23 protein-coding genes, 1 tRNA gene and 1 riboswitch are annotated in these 24,871 nt (G+C 69.9%); of the genes, 13 read left to right on the top strand and 11 right to left on the bottom strand.

Annotation, left to right across the window (positions count from 1 at the left end; all coding sequences use genetic code 11):
• Window positions 1-8 precede the first annotated feature (8 nt).
• On the top strand, window positions 9-1,541 hold the full coding sequence (locus H4Q84_RS10235) for a metallophosphoesterase (RefSeq protein WP_248583281.1): 1,533 nt from the start codon (window positions 9-11) through the stop codon (window positions 1,539-1,541).
• Here H4Q84_RS10235 and H4Q84_RS10230 read toward each other — a convergent pair.
• On the bottom strand, window positions 1,532-2,710 hold the full coding sequence (locus tag H4Q84_RS10230) for a GNAT family N-acetyltransferase (RefSeq protein ID WP_248583280.1): 1,179 nt from the start codon (window positions 2,708-2,710) through the stop codon (window positions 1,532-1,534). The two genes, H4Q84_RS10235 and H4Q84_RS10230, sit on opposite strands and share 10 nt — an antisense overlap.
• Window positions 2,711-2,759: 49 nt before the next feature.
• Here H4Q84_RS10230 and H4Q84_RS10225 point away from each other — a divergent pair, with 49 nt between their 5' ends.
• A complete protein-coding gene (locus H4Q84_RS10225; RefSeq protein ID WP_248583279.1) occupies window positions 2,760-3,971 on the top strand; it encodes a DUF4032 domain-containing protein in 1,212 nt (403 codons plus the stop codon).
• A 103-nt stretch (window positions 3,972-4,074) separates the two neighbouring features.
• Here the strand turns inward: H4Q84_RS10225 and H4Q84_RS10220 are convergent, their stop codons facing one another.
• A complete protein-coding gene (locus tag H4Q84_RS10220; RefSeq protein WP_248583278.1) occupies window positions 4,075-5,883 on the bottom strand; it encodes a glycoside hydrolase family 13 protein in 1,809 nt (602 codons plus the stop codon).
• Window positions 5,884-5,936: 53 nt separating this feature from the next.
• Here H4Q84_RS10220 and H4Q84_RS10215 point away from each other — a divergent pair.
• From H4Q84_RS10215 to H4Q84_RS10205, 3 genes are all read left to right on the top strand, one after another.
• A tRNA-Thr gene (locus H4Q84_RS10215) sits at window positions 5,937-6,009 on the top strand.
• Window positions 6,010-6,044: 35 nt separating this feature from the next.
• Window positions 6,045-6,449, top strand: coding sequence for an HNH endonuclease (locus tag H4Q84_RS10210; RefSeq protein ID WP_248583277.1), 405 nt, complete (start codon window positions 6,045-6,047; stop codon window positions 6,447-6,449).
• A gap of 259 nt (window positions 6,450-6,708) precedes the next feature.
• Window positions 6,709-7,614 carry a class I SAM-dependent methyltransferase gene (locus tag H4Q84_RS10205; RefSeq protein WP_248583276.1) on the top strand — a complete coding sequence of 302 codons (906 nt, stop codon included), beginning with the start codon at window positions 6,709-6,711 and terminating at the stop codon, window positions 7,612-7,614.
• On the opposite strand, the gene pdxY is transcribed toward H4Q84_RS10205, so the two are convergent.
• The 3 genes from pdxY to H4Q84_RS10190 all read right to left on the bottom strand — a co-directional run bounded on the left by pdxY (window position 7,598) and on the right by H4Q84_RS10190 (window position 10,308).
• Window positions 7,598-8,449, bottom strand: coding sequence for a pyridoxal kinase PdxY (gene pdxY / locus H4Q84_RS10200; RefSeq protein ID WP_248583275.1), 852 nt, complete (start codon window positions 8,447-8,449; stop codon window positions 7,598-7,600). The genes H4Q84_RS10205 and pdxY overlap by 17 nt on opposite strands.
• A 307-nt stretch (window positions 8,450-8,756) precedes the next feature.
• Window positions 8,757-9,530, bottom strand: coding sequence for a class III extradiol ring-cleavage dioxygenase (locus H4Q84_RS10195; RefSeq protein ID WP_248583274.1), 774 nt, complete (start codon window positions 9,528-9,530; stop codon window positions 8,757-8,759).
• 88 nt (window positions 9,531-9,618) lie between these two features.
• Complete coding sequence (locus H4Q84_RS10190) at window positions 9,619-10,308, bottom strand: uracil-DNA glycosylase (RefSeq protein WP_248583273.1); 690 nt, start codon at window positions 10,306-10,308, stop codon at window positions 9,619-9,621.
• Window positions 10,309-10,482: 174 nt separating this feature from the next.
• Between H4Q84_RS10190 and H4Q84_RS10185 the strand changes: the two genes are divergently transcribed.
• The gene (locus H4Q84_RS10185; protein WP_248583272.1) at window positions 10,483-10,893 is read left to right on the top strand and encodes a hypothetical protein; all 411 of its coding nucleotides are present in this window, start codon (window positions 10,483-10,485) and stop codon (window positions 10,891-10,893) included.
• Window positions 10,894-10,940: 47 nt separating this feature from the next.
• Here H4Q84_RS10185 and H4Q84_RS10180 read toward each other — a convergent pair whose 3' ends face one another.
• Window positions 10,941-11,342 (bottom strand): MarR family transcriptional regulator, encoded by a 402-nt coding sequence (locus H4Q84_RS10180; RefSeq protein ID WP_248583271.1) that lies wholly within the window; start codon window positions 11,340-11,342, stop codon window positions 10,941-10,943.
• 86 nt (window positions 11,343-11,428) lie between these two features.
• Between H4Q84_RS10180 and H4Q84_RS10175 the strand changes: the two genes are divergently transcribed.
• Window positions 11,429-12,922, top strand: a complete 1,494-nt coding sequence (locus tag H4Q84_RS10175) for an MFS transporter (RefSeq protein WP_248583270.1) — start codon at window positions 11,429-11,431, stop codon at window positions 12,920-12,922.
• Between the two features lie 55 nt (window positions 12,923-12,977).
• On the opposite strand, the gene H4Q84_RS10170 is transcribed toward H4Q84_RS10175, so the two are convergent.
• Window positions 12,978-14,339, bottom strand: a complete 1,362-nt coding sequence (locus H4Q84_RS10170) for a sulfatase (RefSeq protein ID WP_248583269.1) — start codon at window positions 14,337-14,339, stop codon at window positions 12,978-12,980.
• 24 nt (window positions 14,340-14,363) lie between these two features.
• Window positions 14,364-15,644, bottom strand: a complete 1,281-nt coding sequence (locus H4Q84_RS10165) for an alpha/beta fold hydrolase (protein WP_248583268.1) — start codon at window positions 15,642-15,644, stop codon at window positions 14,364-14,366.
• Between the two features lie 103 nt (window positions 15,645-15,747).
• Here H4Q84_RS10165 and H4Q84_RS10160 point away from each other — a divergent pair, with 103 nt between their 5' ends.
• Together H4Q84_RS10160 and H4Q84_RS10155 are read left to right on the top strand one after the other, a co-directional pair.
• Window positions 15,748-17,295, top strand: a complete 1,548-nt coding sequence (locus tag H4Q84_RS10160) for an FMN-binding glutamate synthase family protein (RefSeq protein WP_248583267.1) — start codon at window positions 15,748-15,750, stop codon at window positions 17,293-17,295.
• 128 nt (window positions 17,296-17,423) lie between these two features.
• Window positions 17,424-18,425 carry a YibE/F family protein gene (locus H4Q84_RS10155; RefSeq protein WP_248583266.1) on the top strand — a complete coding sequence of 334 codons (1,002 nt, stop codon included), beginning with the start codon at window positions 17,424-17,426 and terminating at the stop codon, window positions 18,423-18,425.
• Between the two features lie 4 nt (window positions 18,426-18,429).
• Here H4Q84_RS10155 and H4Q84_RS10150 read toward each other — a convergent pair whose 3' ends face one another.
• The 3 genes from H4Q84_RS10150 to H4Q84_RS10140 are packed head-to-tail and all read right to left on the bottom strand — an operon-like array spanning window position 18,430 to window position 21,573.
• On the bottom strand, window positions 18,430-19,080 hold the full coding sequence (locus tag H4Q84_RS10150; protein ID WP_248583265.1) for a M15 family metallopeptidase: 651 nt from the start codon (window positions 19,078-19,080) through the stop codon (window positions 18,430-18,432).
• Window positions 19,077-20,516 carry a trehalose-6-phosphate synthase gene (locus tag H4Q84_RS10145; RefSeq protein WP_248583264.1) on the bottom strand — a complete coding sequence of 480 codons (1,440 nt, stop codon included), beginning with the start codon at window positions 20,514-20,516 and terminating at the stop codon, window positions 19,077-19,079. Before H4Q84_RS10145 ends, H4Q84_RS10150 begins: the two co-directional genes overlap by 4 nt.
• Window positions 20,517-20,562: 46 nt before the next feature.
• Window positions 20,563-21,573 carry a Gfo/Idh/MocA family oxidoreductase gene (locus H4Q84_RS10140; protein WP_248583263.1) on the bottom strand — a complete coding sequence of 337 codons (1,011 nt, stop codon included), beginning with the start codon at window positions 21,571-21,573 and terminating at the stop codon, window positions 20,563-20,565.
• A gap of 111 nt (window positions 21,574-21,684) precedes the next feature.
• On the opposite strand from H4Q84_RS10140, the gene H4Q84_RS10135 reads away from it, so the two are divergent.
• The 4 genes from H4Q84_RS10135 to thrC all read left to right on the top strand — a co-directional run bounded on the left by H4Q84_RS10135 (window position 21,685) and on the right by thrC (window position 24,847).
• The gene (locus H4Q84_RS10135) at window positions 21,685-21,981 is read left to right on the top strand and encodes a DUF3263 domain-containing protein (RefSeq protein WP_248583262.1); all 297 of its coding nucleotides are present in this window, start codon (window positions 21,685-21,687) and stop codon (window positions 21,979-21,981) included.
• Between the two features lie 2 nt (window positions 21,982-21,983).
• Window positions 21,984-22,481 carry a LytR C-terminal domain-containing protein gene (locus H4Q84_RS10130; protein ID WP_248583638.1) on the top strand — a complete coding sequence of 166 codons (498 nt, stop codon included), beginning with the start codon at window positions 21,984-21,986 and terminating at the stop codon, window positions 22,479-22,481.
• Between the two features lie 45 nt (window positions 22,482-22,526).
• Window positions 22,527-23,369, top strand: coding sequence for a trehalose-phosphatase (gene otsB, locus H4Q84_RS10125; protein WP_248583261.1), 843 nt, complete (start codon window positions 22,527-22,529; stop codon window positions 23,367-23,369).
• Window positions 23,370-23,441: 72 nt separating this feature from the next.
• Window positions 23,442-23,565: riboswitch (SAM riboswitch) on the top strand.
• Window positions 23,566-23,575: 10 nt separating this feature from the next.
• Window positions 23,576-24,847, top strand: coding sequence for a threonine synthase (gene thrC, locus H4Q84_RS10120; RefSeq protein ID WP_248583260.1), 1,272 nt, complete (start codon window positions 23,576-23,578; stop codon window positions 24,845-24,847).
• Window positions 24,848-24,871 lie beyond the last annotated feature (24 nt).

The raw sequence follows: 24,871 nt of genomic DNA, 5'->3' as shown, positions 1-24,871 counted from the left end.
GTCGCCCGATGCGCCGCCCTCGGCACACGACCACCCTCCGCTGGATCGCCATGGCGGCGGTGTGGCTGGTCGTGTCCCTGGCAACGGCGTCGACCCTGTTCCTGACGAGTAGCCGCACGACGGTGCTGGCCAGCCACGACGCCGTACTCCGCCCGACGCTCGACAGCCATGCGGTGCTCAAGACCGGGCCGGTGCTGCCCAACTTCCGGATCGCCACGAAGGGCCGGATCGGCGTCAGCATCGATCTCGGCAAGACCGAGGCCGCGTCGACCGCGGAGCTGTTCCAGCGCTACGCCGTGATCGCGGCGGAGCCGGACGCGCAGATCGCGAAGGCCGAGGCGCTGGTCGTCGACATGGCGCTGTCGGCTGCGCTGCGAGGCGCTGCGGTCGGCTGCCTGCCCGTCGCGATCTACTACCTGGTGGGCCGGGAGCGGCGCCGCGAGCTGCTGCTCGGCCTCCGGCACCTTCAGCTGAAGACGCTGGTCGGCGCGCTGGTGCTGCTGCTCATCGCGATCGCCTTCTGGCAGCCGTGGCAGACCCGCGACGACTCGGTCGAGGAGGCGCGCGAGTGGATCCCGCTGGCCGACTACCTCGGCGACGACGTACCCCTGCCCGAGGAGGCCGACGGGGTCGAGATCCGCGTCGACGTGACCACCGATCAGTCGAAGCGGCTCTTCGAGAGCGCGGCGTCGACGTACGACCAGAGCAAGGAGTTCTACGCCGACGTCGTCGATGCGGCAGGCGAGCTCGAGCTGCGCGTGCCCGAGGAGGGCGAGACCGTGGTGACGCTGGTGTCCGACCGGCACGACAACATCGGCATGGACAAGGTCGCGCGCGCGATCAGTGACGCCGGCGGCGGGACCGCTGTCTACGACGCGGGCGACGACACCTCGTCGGGCGCCGCGTGGGAGGCGTTCTCGCTGGACTCCCTCGACGACGCGTTCGGCGACCTCGACCGGTGGGCGGTGGCGGGCAACCACGACAACGGCACGTTCGTGGCCCGCTACCTCGGTGATCTCGGCTGGACGACGTTCGACGGCGAGATCATCGACGGGCCTGCCAACACCACGCTGCTCGGCGTCGACGACCCGCGCTCGAGCGGCTTGGGCAACTGGCGCGACGAGACCGGGCTGTCGTCCACCGAGGTGGGCGAGAGACTGGCGGACGCGGCGTGTGCGGCCGACGAACGGGTGTCGACGATGCTCGTGCACGACGCGAACCTGGGCAAGGAAGCCCTGGCCCGCGGGTGCGTCGACCTCGTCGTCGGCGGACACCTGCACGTCGAGGTCGGCCCCACCGAGGTGGCCGGCGAGGACGGCAGCACCGGCTGGTCCTACACGATGGGCACCACCGGCGGGGCGGCGTACGCCATCGCCGTCGGCAGCAAGCCGCGCCGCGACGCATCGGTTGCGCTGATCACGTACGCCGAGGGCCGGCCGACCGGGATCCAGAGCGTGCTGCTGCGCACCAACGGCGATCTCGTGGCCAACGCGTGGACGCCCATCCCGCTCGTCGACGCAGAGCCCACCGATCAGAAGTAGTCGCGGATGTGCGGCTCTCGTGCGCCGAAGAGCCCGTCGATCCCCGCGTCGTACGTCGCGGGGCCGGTGAGCAGCCCGGCGGTCCGGATCGTCGCGCACGAGGCCGCGCCGGCGTAGGCGATGGCCAGGCCGCGAGGGGCGAAGACCGGTCCGTCGAAGGAGTCGACGCGGGTGCAGACCGACGTGCCGCCGGTGAGCTCGTAGGAGCCGTCCATCGTCTCCATCAGGTCGCCCTCGACCGAGAAGCGCACCGGTCCGCCCTCGGGCAGCGACAGCCCGGTGCAGGCGCCGACGACGTCGTGCACGCGCAGCATGTAGGCATGCCCGCTGGTGACCGGCCAGGCCAGCGACGGCAGGAGGAGGCGTATCGCGTCCAGGCCCGACGTCTCGAAGCGCACGTGCCCGGTCACGGTGGCGAACGAGCCCAGCGAGCGCAGTAGCGCCCGCAACGCGTCAGGCGTCGAGCCCAGCAGGTCGGCGACCTCGATGGTGGCCGTGTGGTCGTAGCCGGAGCCGCGCACCCACGAGCTGTAGCCGAGCACCTCTCCAGCGGCGTCACACGCCAGGGTGACGCCGGTGAAGGCGTCGATGAACTCCTGAGCGGTGGCGACGAACGACGCTCCGCGGCGGGTGAGTGGCCCGTTGTGGGCGGCGGCCCACGCGTCGTACACGGCCCGGACGGCGTCGAAGTCGTCGGCGGTCGCGCGGCGCAGGGTGATGCCTTCGGCGGGCCGGACCGCGGCCAGCGCGCTCGTCGGCACCTCGACGGCGTCGTACGACGAGATCAGCTCGTAGCCGAAGCGACGGTAGATGCCCGGCGCCGTCGGGAAGAGCGTCGAGATCACCTCGCCGCGCTCGCGCAGGCCCTCGTCGAGTACGACCCGGAACAGGTCGTCGAGCAGCCCCTGCCCACGCGACTCGGTGCGTACGGCGACGCCCGCGATGCCGTTGGTGGCGACCTCGACGCCGTGGAACCAGGAGTGGTACTCGCGCCCCATCACCTTGGCCAGCAGCACGCCCTGGTCGAGGGTGCCCCAGCTGTGCCGGCCGGGCGGTGGGAACGTGGCCGGGTCGGGGTCGGGCGTGCCGGCCGGCCAGGCGCCGAACGCCTCCTTGCTCAGGGCGGTCGTCAGCGGCAGGTCGTCGGCAGTCAGGGCGCGGGTTTCCACGGACGCCAACCTAGGGCCAGCGCGCCACCAACAGGACTAGCCTGCGGCCATGGCCCTGCGCATCGTGGCCAGCCGCCCCGACCCGGCGATCCTGACGCTGCCGTGGTCGACGCCGCTGGAGGAGTGGACCGACGAGTACGTCGTCCCGCTCCCGCGCGGCCTCTCGCGGCACGTCGTACGCATCATCCGGCTCGGCACGCACACCTACGCGGTCAAGGAGACGAACGAGCCGATCGCCTTCCGGGAGTACACGACCCTGCGCGACATGCAGCGCCTCGGCCTCCCGGCGGTGGTCCCGCACGGGGTCGTGGCCGGGCGGGTCGACGCTGATGGCGAGGAGCTGCCGGCCGCGCTGATCACTCACCACCTTCAGTTCTCGCTGCCCTATCGCAGCCTCTTCTCGCACGGCCTCACGGGCGAGAACCTGCCCAGCCTCGTCGACGCGATCGTCGTGCTGCTGGTCCGGCTGCACCTGGCCGGCTTCTACTGGGGCGACGTGTCGCTGTCCAACGTGCTCTTCCGTCGCAACGCCGGCGAGTTCGCGGCGTACCTCGTGGACGCCGAGACCGGCGAGCTGCGCGACGAGGTCAGCCCCCGGATGCGGGAGTACGACGTCACGGTGGGCTGCGAGAACGTGTTCGCCGAGCTCCTCGACCTGCAGGCCAGTGGCGCTGTCGACACCGAGACTCCGGGGCACAAGATCATCGATTACCTCCGCGAGCGCTACGAGCTGCTCTGGACCGAGCTCACCTCGGAGGAGGAGTTCTCCGCGCAGGACCTGTGGCGCATCGAGCAGCGCGTCGAACGGCTCAACGACCTCGGCTTCGACGTCGAGGAGATCGACATCGTCACCGACTTCGACGGCGACAGCGTGCGCATCCAGCCCAAGGTCGTCGAGCTCGGGCACCACTGTCGCGAGCTGCAGGCGCTGACCGGCATGAACGTCGAGGACAACCAGGCCCGCCGGCTGCTGAACGACCTCGCGTCGTTCACCGCGCACTTCGACCTCGGCCGCGAGGACCGGCACCTGGTCGCCAGCCGCTGGATGACCCAGATCTACGAACCGATCATGGCGATGATCCCGCCCGACGCGCGCGGCAAGCTCGAGCCGGCGGAGATCTACCACGAGATCCTCGTGCACCGCTGGTACCTCTCCGAGCGGGCCGGCCACGAGGTCGGCATCTTCGAGACCGCGCAGGACTACATCGACAACGAGCTGAAGAAGCGTCCCGACGAGGTCATCGCCACCGACGAGGAGTAGCCGCTTCTCGCTGGTCTAGGTGCGAGGAGCGCAGCGACGAGCCTCGAAACCAAGGCCCCCATTCATCTCGGCTTCGAGGCTCAGGCCTGGCGGCCTTCGCACCTCAACCAGCGGCGAGGTGGATCGTCAGCACCGGCCCGGCACTCGCTGCCCCCGGGTCTCCCGCAGCCCCGGGCTCGGTCGCCAGCAGCAGCTCCGCACCGTCGTACGGCACGTCGAAGGCGGAACCTCCCGCCCGCCGCGCGGTGACGAGCACCGACCCGGCGGGGTGCTCGCGCAGGAAGCAGATCGTGTCGTCATCGACGTACACCCATCGCAGCCCGCCCCCGCGCAGCGCGGGGTGCTCGCGGCGCACGGCCGCGAGAGAGGAGTACGTCGCAAGCGTGGCGTGGTCCCACTCGTCGCGGCGGTCCCAGGGCATCGGCCGGCGGGAGTCCTCGCCGAGCACGCCTTCCAGTCCGATCTCGTCGCCGGCGAACACCATCGGCACGCCCGGCATCGTGAACTGAAGCCCCGCAGCCACCCGGTGGACCGCCGGATCGCCCACCATGGTGCGGATCCGGGCGCTGTCGTGGGAGCCGAGGATGTTCCACGAGTTGGCGGTCGCGCGCCAGCCGAGGGTGCCCTGCCACTCCCGCAATGTCTGTACGACGACCGGTCCGGGTCGTCGCGGCACGGTGACCGGACGACCGAACGGCCGGGCGGGGGAGGCCGGGTCGACCAGCCACGACCAGACCGGCCACGAGAAGCCGGAGTAGTTCATGACGCCGTGCCAGCCGTCGCCGTCGACGTCACCGGTCGCGTCGTGGTTGTGCTCGCCGATGACCCACGGGTCCGGGCGCAGGGCCTCGGCGGTGCGTCGTACGGCACGGGCGACGTCGTGCGCGACGTCGACCGACCCGAGGCGACCGGTCATGTTGGCGACGTCGATCCGCCAGCCGTCGAGGTCGTACGGCGGCTGCAGCCAGCGCCCGACCACGGAGTCGGGGCCCTCGACCATGGCCGAGCGCAGCGCGGGGTCGGAGTGGTTGACCTTCGGCAGCGTGGGGTGGCCCATCCACGACTCGTAGCGGCCCTCGTGGTCGAGGTAGTAGTACGTTCGCTCGCGCGCGTGGGGATCGGCCGTCGCCGTGCGGAACCACTCGTGGGTGTCGCCGGTGTGGTTGGTCGTGAGGTCGCCGATGATGCGCCAGCCGCGGTCGTGCACGGCCCGGCTGAGGCGCTGGTAGGCCGCGTCGCCGCCGAGCAGCGGTTCGACGCCGTCGAACGTGGACGCGTTGTAGCGATGGTTGCTCTCGGCAGGGAAGACCGGCGTCGTGTAGACGATGTCGGCGCCGACCTCGGCGACGTGGTCGAGGTGCTCGGTGATCCCGTCGAGGTCCCCGCCATAGAGCTGGTGCGGTGTGCGCAGATCGGCGGGCTCGAAGATCACCTCGTCGTCCCAGGCGGCAGGCAGCGCCCAGCCCGGGGTCGTGCGTCCGTCGGCAGCGGCCGAGCGGGCGAACCGGTCCGGGAAGATCTGGTAGACCACGCCCTCGCGGCCCCATGCCGGCGCGGCGGGGTGGGCGCTGAGCTTGAAGTCGTAGGCATCGGGCACATCGCGGTCGGCCAGTCCCGCACCCGTCAGCCACTCCTGGCTGTCGCCCCGCACAATGAGGAACCGGTAGTGCGTGACTGGGTTGTGCACCGGGATCGCGCCGGTCCATGCACCGTCGTCGTCACGGGTGCAGGGGTGGAACGTCGGCTCCGCGTCGTACGTCGTCCGGATCCAGACCGCGTCGATCGGGTCTCCGGTGCTGCTGGCCATCCGCAGGGCCACGACGCTGCCCAGCGCGGGCACCTCCTGGCTCTCGTCGCCGAGGCGGACGTAGACCGGGGAGCCGTCGTGGTGGGGGTTGTCCAGCAGTGGCACCGGACGAGACTACGGGGGGTCGATTAGCATGTGCGCGCGCCCTCTCGGCGCATGCCGGTGTAGCTCAGTTGGTAGAGCATCCGCCTTGTAAGCGGACGGTCGCAGGTTCGAGTCCCGTCACCGGCTCCGAGATGTCCCCGGCGCTGGCTACCTTTCGTCCCATGTACGAGTGCCTGGGGTGTGGGGTGGTCGGCGCGGGGCGCGTCGGCCGCAAGTTTTGCAGCAACGCCTGTCAGCGCCGCAAGCAACAGCGCGACCTGGTGGACGAGTGGCTTGCCACTGGTCAGGCCTTCCCGGCTTCGAAGCGCGGCCACTACGTGCGGTCATTCCTCATGGGCGAGCAAGCCGGCCGTTGCGCGGTCTGCGCATGTCCTCACACGTGGTGCGGCCAGGAGCTGGTGTTCGTCCTCGACCAGGTCGACGGCGACTCTGGCAACAACGCCCGCGCCAACCTTCGCCTGGTGTGTCCCAACTGCGACTCCCAGCTTCCGACGTACAAGAACCGCAACAACGGACGCGGTCGGCACGCTCGGCGGCTGCGCTACGCCGGCGGCCAGTCGTACTAGGCGGCGGGGTTGGTGGTGCGAGATCCAGCGCTGGGGGGTTCAACAGTTTCCGAACAGTCCGCAGGATTTCCCGGCCCAGAACCTGCCGACTGTTCGGTAGCGCTCCGGATAACCCGTTGACGGCGGCCGGGCGGCCCAACGAGGCTGCCCGCGTGATCGCGAGCTGACGCCATTCCTCCCACAACGCCGGTCCGACCGTGACTGTCGAGCGACCGGCGGTGAGTCCGCGTCCCTCCACCCCTGATTGGACCGATCACGCATGTCACCCACGAAGATCCACCAGCACCCGCTCGCCTACCTCCTCGGCACCGAGGGCATCGCCCTGATGCGCGCCTACGCAGGCGAGCACGACCGCGACTTCACCCGGTCCCGCATTGCCGGGATGCGCCGACTCCTCGACCAGGCCGACGGCTTCGGCGACGGCGTCGACCTCGAGGAGATCTCGATGGCCGAGGGGTACGACAGTTGGGCGCCGTCGTACGACAATCCTGACAACGGGTTCTTCGCCATGGACGAGGCAGCGATGCTGCCGATTCTCGACACGATCCCGGCCGGTGACGCGGTCGATGCCATGTGCGGCACCGGGCGCTATGCCGAGCACCTGGCAGAGCGGGGCCACAGAGTCCGGGGGTACGACGTCTCGCCGGGCATGCTCGACGTGGCCCGGGCGAAGGTGCCCGAAGCGGAGTTCGACGTCGCCGACGTCACGTCGATGCCCGTCCAGGACGCGAGCGCCGACGTCATGGTCAACGCCCTGGCGATCAACCACGTCGAGGACCTCGGGCCGGCGTTCGCAGAAGCGGCGCGCATCCTGCGGCCGGGCGGGCACCTGCTCCTGTGCTCGATGGCCGGCTACTTCCTCGGCTCCCGGTTCTCCCCGATGCCGGAGTACGACGCCCGGGGCAACATCGGCTACATCCAGGAGTGGAACCACTCGACAGGCGACTACCTGCGCGCGGCGCTGGCTGCCGGGTTGGTGGTCCGGGACTGCCAGGAGCTCACGGCCGACGTGTCTCCCGACGAGAACGCGGGTGATCCGGAGCTTCCGCAGCCGGGTCTCCCGATGAGGATCTGGCAGCTCCATCGCTGGGTGCCGGAGGCCGCGCACGCGGTGCGCGACGACCGGGTCTGCCTCACGGTGTGGCACTTCACCGCACCTGAGTGACCTCGAACTGCATGCGGGGCTGGGCAAACGTGTCCTGCGACGCGATCAGTCGCAGCTCACGCTCGCCGGAGTCGAGGGTGTTCTGCAGCAGGTCGAAGACGCTCGAGGTGGTGCACGCCAGCGCTTCGGCGGCCGACCCGGTCTCGTGAAGGTGTGCGGTGAAGAGGGCAGCGGTGACGTCGCCGGAGCCGTTGGCCTTGAAGGGCAGGTACGGCGTCCGCGCGACCCACGCCCCGTCGGCGTTGACCGCCATCGTCTCGATGGTGCCGGCGGGGCGGTCGGGTCGCTGCACCGACGTGACCAGCACGGTCGACGGGCCCATCGCCATCGCCTTTCGGGCCGCAGCCAGCGTCGACTTCAGGGTGTCGGGGTGCGTGTCGGTGAGGAAGCCGAGCTCGAACTGGTTGGGCGTGATCACGTCGGCCTTCGGCACCACCCGCTCGCGGATCACCGGCGGGATCGCCGGGTCCACGAAACAGCCCGACTTGGCGTTGCCCATCACCGGGTCACAGGTGTACGTCGCCCGCGGGTTGGCCGCCTTGACGCGGGCCACGGCGTCGAGGATCACGTCGGCGATGCCGGAGCCGCCCTGGTAGCCCGACAGCACCGCGTCGACCTCTCCCAGCACACCGCGCTCCTCGATGCCGATGATGACCTCGCGGACGTCGTCGGGGGAGAGCAGCGGACCCCGCCACGCGCCGTACCCGGTGTGGTTGGAGAAGTGCACCGTGAAGACCGGCCAGACTTCGTGACCGAGCCGCTGGAGCGGGAAGACGGCGGCGGAGTTGCCGACGTGGCCGTAGGCGACCGAGGACTGGATCGACAGGATCTTCACCGCCGCATTCTCCCATGCAGGGTTCCAGGCCCACGCTGACCGGGAAGCGTGCACTCCTGGCCCTGGCCACTGCTCTCGGCAAGCGCCGGATCAACTACCAGAACACCTGCGACCAGAAGCAGACCTTGATCACCGACCCCTACGACGATCAGCAGGTACCCGCACCTCGACGCTGCACGACAACCCGAGCGACGGCCTCGAGACGATCCCGGGCATCAGCTACCTCGGGGGCCAGTCGAAGCCGACCGTGACCGGCTCCTTCGTCGACTGGGCCGAGTGGCCCGACTGGGCCGACTGGGCCGACGTGTCAGGCGACTTGCAGCGACCGCTTCGACAGCCCCATCCAGAAGCCGTCGATGACCTGCGTGCCGGGCGTCTCCGCATCGGTGGCGGCGCCGAGGGTGACGAACAGCGGCGTGTAGTGCTCGACCGTGGGGTGCGCGTAGGGCATGCCCGGCGCCTTCGACTTGTACGACGCGAGCGCGTCGATGTCGCCGCGCGCGAGCGCCTCGCCGGCCCAGGCGTCGAACTCGGTCGACCAGCCCGGAGCCGCGGCGTCGATGCGGAACTCCCTGAGGAACGGCAGGCCGTGCGTCAGGAACCCCGACCCGATGATCAGCACGCCCTCCTCACGCAGCGGGCGCAGCCGCTCGCCGAGCTTCATCAGGCGGATCGGGTCGTCGGTGGGCAGCGACATCTGAAGCACCGGGATGTCGGCGTCGGGGTACATGATGCGCAGCGGCACCCACGCCCCGTGGTCGAGGCCGCGCGAGGCGTGCTGGTGCATGGGCTCGGTGTCGGGCATCATCGCGGCGACCCGGGCGGCGAGCGCGGTGGAGTCAGGAGTCTGATAGGTCATCCGGTAGTACTTCGCGTCGAAGCCACCGAAGTCGTAGACGAGCGGTGCGCCGTTGGCGGTGAGGCTGACCGGCGCCGACTCCCAGTGCGCGCTGACGATGAGGATCGCCTTCGGACGGGGGAGGTCGCCGGCCCAGGCGGCCAGCTGCCCGGACCAGGTCGGGTCGTCGAGCAGGGGCGGAGCGCCGTGGCCGATGTACAGCGCGGGCATGCGGTCGGTCATGCCAGACATAATAGTCCGGAATTCAACTTTTTCCCGCCCGTTGTGGAGGCGACCGGGTCCTGTGCCTGCGTTGCGGCGTACGCCGCGACTAGGCCGGGAGTCGCCAGTCGACCGGCGCTGCGCCCTGCTCGGCCAGCAGCCGGTTGACCCGACTGAACGGCCTCGACCCGAAGAACCCGCGGCTCGCCGACAGCGGCGAGGGATGAGCCGACTCGACCCACGGGATCGATCCCAGCATCGGCTTGAGCGACTGGGCGTCGCGACCCCACAAGATCGCCGCGCACGGTCCGCCGCGGCGCACCAGGGCGGTGATCGCGCACTCGGTGACCTGCTCCCAACCGCGCCCGCGGTGCGACGCGGCCTCGCCCGGGCGCACCGTCAGCACGCGGTTGAGCAGCATCACCCCCTGGTCTGCCCAGCCGGTGAGGTCGCCGTGGGCCGGCGTCTCGATCTCCAGGTCGGTGCGGAGCTCGGTGTAGATGTTGGTCAGCGACCGAGGCACCGGCCGCACGTCGGGTGCCACCGCGAAGCTGAGCCCGATCGGGTGCCCCGGAGTCGGGTAAGGGTCCTGCCCGACCACCAGCACGCATACGTCGGCCAGCGGCCGCGCGAACGCCTTCAGCACGTCGTCTCCGGCCGGCAGGTAGAACCGCCCGGCGGCCAACTCCTCACGCAGAAAGCGGCCCATCGACTCGATCCGGTCGTCGACCGGCGCCAGGGCGTTCGCCCAGTCGGGGGCCACCAGCCCGCGTTCCACCAGCCGCGCCAGAGCACCCATGCCGCTGAGTCTGCCGTACGCCGCTGGTTGAGGTGCGAGCGCAGCCTTGCGTTGAGGTGCGAGCGCAGCCTTGCCTTGAGGTGCGAGCGCAGCCTTGCGTTGAGGTGCGAGCGCAGCGAGCCTCGAAACGAGCCTCGAAACGAGCCTCGAAACCCAGGCGCCTACGCTCACCCCATGGCCCGCCGCGCGAAGGTCGACGACGTCCACGAGATCGCCCGCGCGCTCCCCGGTGTGAAGCTGGCCGAAGGTGGCCGCACGGTCTACCAGGTCTCCGGCCGCAGCTTCGTCTTCTTCCGCAACGCACGACCCGACGCGTTCGACCCCGAGACCGGAGAGCGGTACGACGACGTGATCGTGTTCTGGGTGGAGTCGGAGGAGGCCAAGCACGCGTTCGTCGACGACGAGTCGTCGCCGTACTTCACGACGCCGCACTTCGACGGGCATCCCTCGGTGCTCCTGCGCGGGTCGCACGTCGGCCGGCTCGACGTCGACGAGATCACCGAGGTCGTGCAGGACGCCTGGCTGGCCCGGGCGTCGAAGACCGCCGCGACGAAGTGGCTCGCCGCTCGCGGACTGTCCCGATAGGCATGTCATCGGACAGGCGAGCGGAGCAGTGGTCAGCGGCGATTCGTTCAGCTGGTGCGATCGAGGCAGTCCGACCCGGCTTCGCGCAGGACCCGGCGCTGCGTCGGCCGCGCCTCGGCGTACCGGGTGCGCCCGGCATCGGTCAGGGCCACGAACAGGGCGCGCCGGTCCTGGTTGCACGACTCGCGAGTGAGCAGGCCGTCGCGCTCGAGCCTGCTCAGCAGACGGGAGAGCGCACTCTGCGTGAGGTGTGCGCTCTCGCCCAGCTGGGTCATCCGCATGCTGCACTCGTCGGCCTGGGAGAGCTGCTGCAGGACCTCGAACTCGCTCGCAGAGAGCGCGTGTGCCGAGCCTAGCTCCCGGTCGAGTGAGCACATCAGGCGCTGGTAGCGGCCCATCAGCTGGTGCCACTCCACCGCCAACGCATCGTCGTTGCTGAGGCGTGCCATGGGGGCACCCTACCACATTCTTACGCATAATATGCGTCTGCAAATTATGCTTGCACATTGAATGCACATGCATGAGTATGGTCCTCATGTCCTCATCCCTGACTGCGGCACGGATAACGCCGCCCTCCAGCTCCGCCTCCATCCACACCGCCGACGGCTGGACCTCCCGCACCTGGCTGCTGCTCGTCGTCCTCTGCGGCGCCCTGTTCCTCGATGGCCTCGACATCTCCATGGTGGGCGTGGCGCTGCCGTCCATCGGGGCAGACCTCGGCATGTCCGCAGCGACCCTCCAGTGGATCGTCAGCGGATACGTCCTCGGCTACGGAGGGCTGCTCCTGCTCGGTGGTCGCGCCGCCGATCTTCTCGGCAAGCGCAGCGTCTTCCTCGTCGCCGTCACCGTCTTCGGCATCGCCTCCGTGGTCAGCGCGATGCTGAGCAGTCCCGAGGCCATCGTCGCCCTCCGGTTCGTCAAGGGCGTCGCGGCGGCCTTCACCGTGCCTGCCGGGCTCTCCATCATCACCACGACGTTCGCCGAAGGCCCTGCACGCAACAAGGCGCTGAGCATCTACACCGTGGTCGGCGCCAGCGGATTCTCGCTCGGCCTGGTGTTCGGTGGAGTGCTGACCGAGCTGGGCTGGCGAGCCACGTTCCTGCTTCCCGGTCCGGTCTCGTTGCTGCTGGTGGTGGTCGGCTGGCGCGTCATCCCTACCTCCGCGCGCTCCCTGACCCGCCTTGCCGACTTCGACCTGTTCGGCGCGGTCTCGAGCACCGGTGCGCTGCTGCTGTTCGTGGTCGCCGTCGTCGAAGCGCCCACCCGTGGCTGGACCAGCGCGCCCGTGCTGTCGGTGTTCGCGGCCAGCGCGGTCCTGGCCGTGGCGTTCGTGGCCACGGAGCTACGCCACCCCACGCCACTGATCCGGCTCGGCATCCTGCGTTCCGCGCACCTGGTGCACGCCAATGTGGCCGGGGCGATCATGGCCGGCGGCTACTTCGCGTTCCAGTTCCTGGTCACGCTCTATCTGCAGAACTCTCTGGGCTGGTCGCCCCTGACCATGGCGCTCGGCTTCCTGCCCGCGGGGCTACTGGTGGTAGCAAGTTCGACCCGGATCGACAGGGTGCTGGCCCGGGTACGGACCCAGGTCCTCATTGCAGTGGGCATGGGCTCGTTCCTGGTGGCCTACGTGCTCTTCCTGCGAGTGGATCCTGAGCTCGGCTATGCCGCCCTGCTGCTGCCCACCATGCTGCTCCTCGGCGTCGGCTTCGCCCTGACCTTCCCGTCGATCAACGCCCAGGCCACGTCGGGCGTCGCCGACCACGAGCAGGGCTTGGCCTCGGGCCTGGTGAACACCAGCGTCCAGATCGGCGGCGCGGTCGTGCTGGCGGTGGTCTCGGCCATCCTTGTCAACGCGTCTGCTTCGGAGGGCCCGGCGCAGGTCGGCGAGCTCATGCCCGGCATGCTGACGGGGCTGCAGGTGATCGCGGTGTTCACCGCATTCGGGGTGGCCGCCTCGGTGGCCACGCTGTTCCTGCGGGCCCCGGTTCAGGTGGAGTCTGATGTAGAGGCCGAGATCCTCGCCTGACCGGCCACAGCGTCGCGATGCCGGGGGTGTCGGTGAGGCAGGGCGTCCGGCGTGGTCACCGGACGCCCGCGTCGACGTCGCGCAGGTGCGCGTTCAGCAGCTGGTTCATGCCCTTCACCGTCTTGGGCTTGCGGCCCGCGAGGTTGTGGCTCTCGCCGGGGTCGGCGCCGAGGTCGTAGAGCTCGGAGTGGCCGCCCTGCCGGATCAGCTTGAGGTCTCCGACGCGTACGGCGGCTCGGGTGTCGGCGCGGCGGAATCCCGGCCGGTGCACCCAGAACAGTGTCTCGCGGTCGAGCGTGCCGGTCCCGGTCAGCAACGGTGCGATGCTGAGCCCGTCGACCTTGCGCTGCGGAGTGCGGCCGGCCAGCTCGACCGCCGTCGGCAGCAGGTCGATGGTGCTGGTCATCGTGTCGTCCGTGCGCCCGGCTGCCACCGTGCCCGGCCAGCGCGCGACGAGCGGCACCCGGATGCCGCCTTCGTAGAGCTGCCCTTTGCCGCCGCGCAGCGGTGCGTTGGCGTCGTGCCGCGGCGCGCCGTTGTCGGAGGTGACCATCAGCAACGTGTCCCCGGCCAGGCCGAGCTCGTCGAGGGTGCGCACGATCCTGCCGACCTGTTGGTCCACGCTCTCGAGCATCGCCGCGAGCACCGGCGAGTTGCCGGGCTTGCCGGCGCCGGCCTTGGCCTTGTACTTCGCCAGCAGCTCTGGCTTGCCCTGCAGCCGCGTGTGCACCGCGAAGTTGGATACGTGCAGGAAGAACGGCTCATCGCGGTGCTTGGTGATGTATTCGGTGGCCTCACTGGCCAACCGGTCCGTGAGGTACTCACCGCGCGGTCCTGCCAGCGCCGGCATGAACGCGTACGGCGCGACGTAGTCGCCGTCGGCGATGTAGCGGCTCTCTGAGGCACGCACTTCGTCGAAGCCGAGCGCGTAGGGGTTGCCGCGACGGTTGCGGTAGCGCCCGGTGTAGTCCTCGGTCAGGTGCCACTTGCCGATCATCCCGCTGGTGTAGCCCGCTCGCCCCAGCGCGTCGGGCAGGCTGTGGGTGCGCGGAGAGAGGAAGTGCATCCCCGGCGCCTGCTCCGGATGCAGGAAGTCCGTGATGCCACTGCGTGCGGGGTAGAGCCCGCTCACCAGGGCGGCTCGCGTGGGTGAGCACAGGGGCGCCGCGGCGTACGCGTTGGTGAAACGCATACCGTCGTGCGCGAGCTTGTCGATCTCGGGCGTCTCGTTGAACTCGTGGCCGTAGCACCCCAGCTCGCGCCAGCCCAGGTCGTCGATGGAGACAACAAGGATGTTCGGGCGGCGTACGGCGCGGGCCGGGGCCCCGACTGCCAACTGAGGCGCCGGCAACATCGAGGCTGCAGCGCCACCCATCAGGCCGCCAAGCAGGGCGCGGCGACTGGTCGTCGTACTCATGTCTACGGCTCGTCTTCGTCGTCGTCAGCGGGTCAGCGAGCGCGAGCCCTGGGAGCCGTACCTGCGGCGCGGGTTCACGCCGATCGCCGACTCCGGCTGGTCGGGCGACGTCGCGGCCTTCTTCTTCACGGGCGCCTTCTTCGCGGCCGCCTTCTTCGCGGCAACCTTGTTCGTGGGCGCCTTCTTCGGGGCCGGCTTCTTCCGGGCCCTCTTCGGCGGCTTCACCTCGATCGGAGGCGTCGACCACTCCGCCACCCACTCGTCGAGCACCTTCCACGTCGTACCCCCAGCAGCGCGGCCGGTCAGCATGCCGAGGTGCCCACCGGGCACGACCTCGAAGCGGGTCTCGCGGGAGCCGGTGAGCAGGGGGAGTACGGCGCGTACGGCGGCGATCGGCGCGATGCCGTCGTTGGCGCCACCGAAGACCAGTACCGGCGCGGTGATGGCCGACAGCGAGATGGTGCGGCCGTTGAGCTCGAAGGTGCCGTCGACCAGCCCGTTGCCCTTGATCAGTCGGTGGTAGAGCTGCCCGAACGTGCGCCCCGGGTAGGCCGTCATCTTCGACGTGAACCGGTCGACGGCCTCGATCTGCGCCAGGAAGTCCCGGTCATCCAGGTGGGTGGCAAGCGCGATCGGTTTGGTCACCAGCTTTTGGAACGACGACAGCTGGAAGGCCCACCTGACCAGCGGCTGGGGTGCGCCGCCCATGGCCTGGTAGGCGCGGGTGATCATGCCCCGGTCTGCACCGCCGAGGTTCAGCAGCGGCCGCACGGGCGCGATGATCGGCACCTTCGACGTGTCGAACGGAGAGCCCACCAGGCTCACCGAGGCGATCGGCAGGTCCGGCTGGTCGGCCGCTGCCAGCAGCGCGAAGATGCCGCCGACGCTCCAGCCGACCACGTGCACCGGCCGCCCGCCGGCGTGGGCCGACACCTCGCGGATCGCGGCCGGCACGACCTCGTCGATCCAGTGCTCCATGCCGAGACTGCGGTCCTTGAACGAGACCTGCCCGTACTCCACTAGGTACGTCGGCCGGCCGCCGGAGACGAGGTGCTCGACGAGCGAGCAGCCACGTCGCAGGTCGAAGCAGAGCGCGGGTGCGGCAAGCGGCGTCACCAGCAGCACCGGGTCACCGGTCTCGACGGCGTGTGCGGCAGGTCGGTAGTGGTAGACCTCGCGCAGGTTTCCGTCGTCGATCAGGGTCCGGGGCATCGTCCGCAGGTCGGCCAGCCCGCCGTAGGCCAGCATGTGGGCGACGTTGCTCGCCGCGGAGACGACCTGATCGGGCTTGGGGATCAGATCCATGCTGCGAAAGATACGCGTCCGTCCGCCGCTCGTGGAGGAGGGACGGAGTCCCGTCTCGAAACCGCGGCTCGACAAGAGTGCCGCCCGGGACTAGACCTGACGCATGAAGTGGACCCTGGCGGCCCTGGGGGCCGCCGCCATCGGTGGAGTGGCGGCGCACGACCTGACCCAGAAACGGCACGCGATCCTGCGCAACTTCCCGGTGGTCGGGCATGCGCGATTCCTGATCGAGCGCTTCGGACCCGAGCTGCGCCAGTACATCGTGGCGTCCAACGACGAGGAGCGCCCCTTCACCCGCGACCAGCGTGGCTGGATCTATGCCAGTGCCAAGCTGGAGAACAACTACTTCGGGTTCGGCACCGACAACGACATCGAGCACGTCGCGGGCTACCCGATCATCAAGCACCGCACCTTCATGGGGCCGGGCGCGCAGACCGCGCCGCACGGCGACGAGAGGGTGCCTATGCCCGCCGCCAAGGTCCTCGGCGGCCCGCGCGGGCGCACCCACGCCTTCCGTCCCGCGTCGGTCGTCAACATCTCGGGCATGAGCTTCGGGTCGCTGTCGGCTGCCGCCATCGAGGCGCTCAACAGGGGCGCCGCCATGGTCGGCTCGATGCACAACACCGGCGAGGGCGCGCTCTCGCCGTACCACCGCAACGGCGGCGACATCGTCTTCCAGATCGGTACGGCGTACTTCGGCTGCCGCGACGAGCACGGGAAGTTCGACATCGGGCGGCTCAAGGAGCTCGTGGCCTCCGCGCCGGTCCGAGCCATCGAGATCAAGCTCAGCCAAGGCGCCAAGCCCGGCCTCGGCGGCATGCTGCCGGGCGCGAAGGTCTCGTCCGAGATCGCGGCGATCCGTGGCATCCCCGAGGGCGTCGACTGTGCCTCGCCCAGCCGGCACGAGGTCTTCGATGACGTCGACTCGATGCTCGACTTCGTCGAGCTGGTGGCCGGTGAGACCGGGCTCCCTGTCGGCATCAAGTCGGCGGTCGGCAACCTGGAGTTCTGGGACCAGCTGATCGAGGCGATGCTGCCACGCGAGCGGGGCGTCGACTTCGTCAACATCGACGGTGGCGAGGGCGGCACCGGCGCTGCGCCGATGATCTTCGCCGACTCCGTCGCCTACCCGTTCCGCGTCGCGTTCACCCAGGTGCACCGGCGCTTTGCGGCCGCCGGACTGGCGGACGACGTCGTGTTCATCGGGGCCGGCAAGCTCGGCGTACCCGAGAACGCCATCGTGGCCTTCGCCCTCGGCGCCGACATGATCAACGTCGGCCGCGAGGCGATGATGGCGATGGGCTGCATCCAGGCCCAGAAGTGCCACACCGACCACTGCCCGGTGGGCATCGCCACCCAGAACCCGCGCTACACAAGGGGTCTCGACGTCGGACTCAAGAGCGTGCGGGTCGCCAACTACCTCATCTCGATGCGCCGCGACCTGCTCAAGGTCTCCGAGGCCGTCGGGGTCGTGCACCCGTCGTTGATCACGCCTGACGACGTCGACATCCTCGACGGCCAGTCGCGCACCATCAGCCTGGGTGAGCTCTACGGCTACCAGCCCGGCTGGGGCCGGATCTCCGAACGGGCCGAGAAGGAGATCGTCGACATCATGTGCGGCGACCTCGATCCCCGGCAGCAGCCCGCCTGACCCGGTCTCGAAACGGAGGGGGCCTGCTGGGTAGTCCGGGGCAAAATGCACCGTCGTGAGCGATCTGAGGTGCGGTTTGCCCCGGACTACCCCGAAGGCACGGTCCGGGCGTCACCTTCCCGACGGCGGTGGTCGACAGCGTCCAGCCTTCCTGTCCTCGCGCGGAGAACGGCGGCGTCACCAGCGGCGAGAGCTGCGGCAACATCGAGGCCACCGTCAGCAACGGAACCGGGAAGGGCGAGTCGGTCACGGTGCCGGTCGCTCCGCAGGTGACGGACTCCGGGCTCGTCCCGGGTGACGACGTCCGGCTACAACGCACTCCGGCTGCCGAGGGCGCTGATCCGGCGTATGGCTACTTCGGCACCGAGCGACTCACTCCGCTCCTGGTGATGACGCTGGTCTTCGCCCTGCTCGTGGTCGTGGTCGCGCGCTGGCGAGGGGTGTTCGCACTCGTCGGGCTGGTCTTCAGCGGTCTGCTCATCTGGGAGTTCATGCTGCCGGCCCTGCTCACGGGCGAGTCCGGGCTCCTCGTGGGTCTCTCCGGTTCGGCCACGATCATGTTCGTAGTGCTCTACCTGACCCACGGGGTGTCGATGCGCACGAGTGCGGCGCTGGCGGGCACGCTCGCGGGCATCCTGGTCACCGCGGCGATCGGCGTCGTGGCGGTGAGTGCGACGCGGCTGAGCGGCATGGCCGACGAGTCGGCCGGGATCTTGTCGTCGTACGTCGGCGACCTCAGCTTCCAGAGCCTGATGGCCTGCGCGACGATCGTGGCCGGCCTCGGCGTGCTCAACGACGTGACGATCACCCAGTCGTCGTCGGTGTGGGAGATTCGCGCCGCGGCACCGACGATGAGCCGAGCGGAGGTGTTCGCGAGTGGCATGCGGATCGGCCGCGACCACATCGCCTCGACCATCTACACGATCGTGTTCGCGTACGCCGGCACCGCGCTCGCCGTACTCCTGATCCTCCAGCTCTACGGCCTGCCGGTGTCCGTCCTGCTCACCACGGAGGAGATCGGCGAGGAGATCGTGCGCACGCTGGCCAGCGGCATGGGCCTGGTGCTCGCCGTGCCGTTGACGACGGCGATCGCGGCGATGACCGTGCCCCGCGAGCAGCCGGCCGGATGAGTGCTCAGACGCGCTCGACGGTGGCGTACGGCGCCCGGTCGGCGCCGGTGACCATCGCCCAGTAGCGATCGCCGTGCGACCAGTGCCACCACTCGGTCGGGTAGTTCACCAGGCCGACAGCCGACAGGGCGGCCGTCAGCACGTCGCGCATCTCCCGGGCTGCGCCGCGCACGTCCGGGTGCCGCGTGTAGCACCGGCCCTCGCTGTCCTCGGGCGAGTCGTTGAGTCCGCATCCCATCCAGACCTCGTGCCCATCGGGTCCCAGCAGGGTCACGTCGACCGCCGCGCCGGCCGAGTGCGGCGCGACGTCGGGCGGCGAGACGTACCTGCTCGCCAGCCGGTGCACCTCCTCGGGCGAGAGCGCGGGATCGTCGACCGCCAGCCGCGCGGCGTACGACGTGAAGTAGCGGCGCTGGAGCTCTGGCGGTCGGTACCCCTCGACCACCAGCAGCCGCAGCCCGTCGGGCAGGGCACGATCGGCCACCAGGAGTCGCCGGAGCAGGCCGGCGCGCACGTGCGCGGCGTCGTCGGATCCGTGGAGGTCACCAAAGCCCAGCTGGCCGCGGACGTCCACGAGGGGTTCGTCGGACCCGCCGGCAGGCAGCGAGGCGACCCGCAGGTCCGACATCAGTACGACGTCGTCCCAGTGCGTCACGAACCACGCGCCGGGCGCAGCGGCTTGCCGTGCGACTCCCGGACCCGCGAAAGCTCCTGGAGGAACGAGTCCGCCCACGCCTTCACGTCGTTCTCGACGACGGTCTTGCGCATCGCCTTCATCCGCTTGGTGCGTTCCTTGACGGTCGAACGGTTGGCGTCGAGCAGGGCCTGCTTCATGCCGTTGATGTCGTAGGGGTTGACCAGCCAAGCCTGGCGCAGCTCGTTCGCCGCGCCTGCGAACTCCGACAGCACCAGGGCGCCGTCGCCGTCGTAGCGGCAGGCGATGTACTCCTTGGCCACGAGGTTCATCCCGTCGCGGTAGGGCGTGACGACCATGATGTCGGCGGCGCGGTAGAGCGCGGCCATCTCCTCGCGCGGGTACGACGAGTGCAGGTAGGAGATCGCGGGCCGGCCGATGCGCCCGAGGTCGCCGTTGACGCGACCGACCAGCTGCTCGATCTCCTCGCGGATCACGATGTACTGCTCCACCCGCTCCCGCGACGGCGTCGCCACCTGCACGAACACCGCGTCCTCGACATCGAGCTCTCCGTCGGCGATCAGCTCGCTGTAGGCACGCAGCCGGGCAAGGATGCCCTTGGTGTAGTCGAGCCGGTCGACGCCCAGGAAGAGCTTGCTCGGGTTGCCCAGGGCGCGACGGATCTCGGCCGCGCGCTCGCCGACCGCCTTCGACCGGGCCAGTTCCTCGAAACCCGAGGCGTCGATCGAGATGGGGTACGCCGCGGCGCGCACGGTGCGCTCGTCGGGCAGGTAGACCAGGTCGCGGTGCGTCTTGTGACCGACGCGCTGGCGGACCAGCCGGATGAAGTTCTGAGCGCCACCGGCGAGCTGGAAGCCGACCACGTCGGCGCCGAGCAGGCCCTCGAGGATCTGGCGACGCCATGGCAGCTGCTGGAAGAGCTCACCGGGCGGGAAGGGGATGTGCAGGTAGAACCCGATGCGCAGGTCGGGCCGCAGCTCGCGCAGCAGCTGCGGCACCAGCTGCAGCTGGTAGTCGTGCACCCAGACCGTGGCGTCCTTGGCGGCGACCTCGGCGGCCTTCGCGGCGAAGCGCTCGTTGACCGTGACGTAGGCGTCCCACCACTCACGGTGGAACTCCGGCTTGGCCACGACGTCGTGGTACAGCGGCCACAGGGTGCCGTTGGAGAAGCCCTCGTAGAACTCCTCGATCTCCTGCGCGGTGAGGTGCACCGGCACCAGGGACATGCCGTCCTCGACGAACGGCTCCAGGTCGTCCTCGGTGCCGCCGGGCCAGCCGATCCAGGCGCCGTCGTTGGCCCGCAGCACGGGCTCGAGAGCGCTGACGAGACCACCGGGGGAGCGGCGCCAGCCCGGCGTGCCGTCGGGGTTGTCGACCCGGTCGACGGGCAGCCGGTTGGCGACGATGACGAGGTCGGCCTTCCCGGATGCGGTCACGCCGTCACCCTAGTCGGAGGACAGGAAGCCCGCCCACCCGCAGAGGTCATGCCTCCGACGGATAGCGCACGCCGATCTGCCCACGCAGGTCGTCCATCTGCCGCATCACCGCGAGAGTCTGCTCGTGCGGAACCAGCGGGCTCTCGCGCAGTCCGGCGCGCACGCACCGCATCACCTCGGCGGCCTCGTTGCCCAGCCCGCCGCCGATCAGGGGCTCGATGCCGCGGATCTCCACCGCCTCGCCGTCCGTCGGCAGCCAGGTCGCGGCCAACGGGTGGTGGAAGGAGCCGGCCAGCTCGATGCGACCCGCGTCCGTGGCGACCCAGGCCCCGCCTCGTGAGGCGGACGTCATCGTGGCGCTGAGGGACGCGACCGCTCCGCCGGCGTACCGGCCGGCAATGGCGATGTCGCGGTCGACGCCGCGCTCGTCGAGATCGGCCACGGCTCGCAGCTCGGTGGCCTCGCCGAGCATCAGGAGGGCGAAGGTGAGCGGGTAGACGCCCATGTCGAGGAGGGTGCCGCCGCCCAGGGCCGGGTCGAGGAGCCGGTCGGTCGGCGGCCGCTCGGCCCGGAAGCCGATGTCGGCGTGCAGCGAGCGCGGGGTGCCGAACCGGCCAGCCTCCAGGCCGTCGCGAACCGCCCGGATCAGCGGGTTGCAGGCCATCCACATCGCCTCCATCAGGAAGCGGTCGTACTCGCGCGCCAGCCGCACCATCTCGCCGGCCTCCGCCGCGTTGAGCGTCAGCGGCTTCTCGCAGAGCACGTGCTTGCCGGCCTCGAACGCCAGCCGGGCGTCGTGCAGGTGCATCGAGTGCGGGGTGGCGACGTAGACGACGTCGACTTCGGCGTCGGCCACCAGTGCGTCGTACGACGCGTGCGCGCGGCACCCGTCCTGGCCACCGAACTCCTCGGCGAACGCGTCGGCGGAGCCCTGGCTGCGCGACCCGACGGCCGCGATCACGGCGCCGGGCGTGACGAGCAGGTCGCGGGCGAAGGATCGGGCGATGCCGCCGGTGGCCAGGATGCCCCAGCGGACCGGCGTGTCAGAGGTGTCCATGACACGCAATCCTAGGTTGTCCACACGACTCGCCGGAGTCGAATGACATCCGTGTGGTTCGTCGCCTACGATGGGGCCAACACACGCTGCGAGCACGGGAGAGAGACGGAAATGGACGCTGCCAACGCCCTCCAGGGCCACCCAGCCGTTGAGTCGGCCGGCCTCAGCGACCGCGACCGCGAGATCCTCGAGTTCGAGCGCCACTGGTGGAAGTACGCCGGCGCCAAGGAGCAGGCGGTGCGCGACAACTTCGACATGTCGTCCACCCGCTACTACCAGGTGCTCAACGCCCTGATCGACCGCGACGAGGCCCTCGAGGCCGATCCGCTACTCGTCCGCCGGCTCCGTCGACTCCGCTCGCAGCGTCAGCGCCAGCGCTCGGCCCGCCGCCTCGGCTTCGAGCTGTGACGATGCACAGGCGCGACGAGCGCGGCGTCGCCGTGCCCTCCCCGCTGGTGATGCTGAGCATCATCGCCGTGGCCATGGCCGGCATCGCCTTCGTGGCCACCCGTGACCAGCCCTCGGACGAGCGCCGCATCGAGACCGTGTCCGGTCCCAACGAGACCGAAGCCCCTGTCGTCACGCCCACCGTCGAGCCGACCAAGCCGACCAAGCCGACCAAGGCCCCCAAGCCGCAGGTCAAGCGCGGCACGGTGATGGTCGAGGTCTACAACAACTCCGGCATCCAGGGTCTCGCCGGCACCACCGCCGAGAAGGCCGTGGCCGCGGGCTGGCAGGTCGTCGGCACCGACAACTGGATGGGCACGATCCCGAGCACGACGGTCTACTACCCCAGTCGGCTCGAGGCAGCGGCCAAGTTGCTGGCGCTCGACCTGGGCATCGATCGCGTGCAGCCCGCGGTCGACCCGATGCGCCTCGATGCGCTGACCGTCGTCCTCACCGGCTGAACACTGGCTCACCGCCGCCCGGAGCCGCGTGACAGGGTGAACCCCATGGAGTTCACCTCCGCAACGGCCCGCCTGCGCTACGACGACATCGTCGCCGTCGTGAACGACACCGTCGTCGCCCTCGACTTCGACGGCACCCTCGCCCCGATCGTCGGGGACCCGGCAAAGGCCCACATCCACGACGACGCCCCCGACCTGCTGGTCGAGTTGGCTGAGGTCGTCCGCGCGATCGCGGTGATCACCGGCCGACCTGCGCGCCAGGCGCTCTCCTTGGGCGGTCTCGACGAGGTGGGCGTCCGGATGGGTGAAACCGGTCGCGAGCTGTTCCTCTTCGGCCAGTACGGCAACGAGCGATGGTCGTCGACCAAACGCCGCATCATCTCGCCCCGCCCGCCCCACGGGCTGAGCTCCTACCTCCGAGAGCTGCCCGGCATCCTGCGTCGCGCCGACGCCCTCGAGGCGTACGTCGAGGAGAAGGGGCTGGCGGTCGCCGTACACACTCGTCGGCTACCCGACTCCGAGGCCGCCTTCGACCGGCTGCTGCCGTTGCTGCGCGACGCCGCCGCCCGCAACGACCTGATGATCGAGCCCGGCCGTCTCGTCGCCGAGGTGCGCGCGACCGGGATGCACAAGGGCATCGCCGTCCACTCGCTCGTGGACGAGCTGGGTGCCAAGGGGTTCGTCTTCGCCGGGGACGACCTCGGCGACCTCGAGGCGTTCGCCGCGGTGGCCGAGCTCCGCGACGCCGGCCTGGCAACCCTGCTGGTGTGCTCGGCGAGCCCCGACGCAGAGGGGCCCGAGGAACTGCTCGACCTTGCCGACGTCGTCGTCGAAGGTCCTGACGGAGTGCTCGACTTGCTTCGCCAGCTGCGCGCCGACGCCCGCTGAGGACCGCCCGAAGCAGCGCCCAACATGCGGACACGATGTGCACATCGTGAGACGCGCGCCTACGCTGAGGTCAGCTCATCGAGAGGGACTGAGGGAACGGCCCGTTGACGTCCCGGCAACCGCCGCGAACCTCCCTATTCGCGGATGTGGTGCTAATTCCGGCCCGTGGCGAAGTCCGTCACGGGGCAGATGAGAAGGAGGATTCCTTGAGCGCCCCTACCGTCGAGAAGACGTCCACCACGCCCCGCGAAGGGGCCTTCGGCAACGCCACCGGCCTGTTGTGCCGCGAGTGCAGCCACCAGGTCGAACTCGGTCCGTTCTACGCGTGTCCGGAGTGTTTCGGCCCCCTCGAGATCGCCTACGACTTCCCGGCCGTCACCCGCGAGCAGATCGAGGCCGGTCCCGCCAACATCTGGCGTTACAAGGCGCTGCTGCCGGTGCCCGGCGACATCGAGCAGAGCCCCAACATGGAGCCCGGCTTCACCCGGCTGCTCAGGGCCGACAACCTCGGCCGCGAGCTCGGCATCGACAACCTGTGGGTCAAGGACGACAGCACCAACCCCACCAACTCCTTCAAGGACCGCGTCGTCGCCTGTGCGCTGAGCGCGGCCGTCGAGTTCAAGGCCAAGGTCTTCGCCTGCCCCAGCACGGGCAACCTCGCCAACGCGGTGGCTGCGGCCGGAGCCCGCGCCGGCATCAAGACCGTCGTGTTCATCCCGAGCAACCTCGAGAAGCCCAAGCAGATCAACAGTGCGGTCTACACCGACTCTCTGGTCGCCGTGAACGGCAACTACGACGACGTCAACAAGCTCGCATCCGAGATCGCCGGGGAGGAGGAGGGCTGGGCGTTCGTCAACGTCAACGTGCGGCCCTACTACGCCGAGGGCTCCAAGACGCTGGGCTACGAGATCGCCGAGCAGCTCGGCTGGCGGCTGCCCGACCAGATCGTCATCCCGGTCGCCTCGGGCTCCCAGCTGACCAAGGTGCACAAGGCGTTCCAGGAGCTGATCAAGCTCGGCCTCGTCGAGGACAAGCCCTACAAGGTGTACGGCGCCCAGGCCACCGGCTGCTCGCCAGTCTCGATCGCCTACAAGGCCGGTGTCGACGCGATCCGCCCGGTCAAGCCCGACACCATCGCCAAGAGCCTGGCCATCGGCAACCCCGCCGACGGCATCTACGTGCTCGACATCTGCCGCCAGACGGGCGGCGCTGTCGAGGACGTCTCCGACGAGGAGGTGCGCGACGCCATCGTGCTGCTTGCCCGCACGGAGGGGATCTTCACCGAGACGGCTGGCGGCACGACTGTCGGCTGCCTCAAGAAGCTCGTCGAGAGCGGCCAGCTCGACACCAGCCTCGAGACCGTCGTCATCAACACCGGCCACGGCCTCAAGACGCTCGACGCGGTGGCCGACCAGGTGTCCGTGGCGGCGACGATCGACCCGTCGTATGCGGCCTTCGCCGCCACCGGCATAGCCTGACCGCACCGACCCAGAGCTGACCGC

Source organism: Nocardioides sp. InS609-2 (assembly GCF_023208195.1).
Taxonomy (GTDB): domain Bacteria; phylum Actinomycetota; class Actinomycetes; order Propionibacteriales; family Nocardioidaceae; genus Nocardioides.
This window is presented reverse-complemented; position numbering and strand designations above follow the sequence as displayed.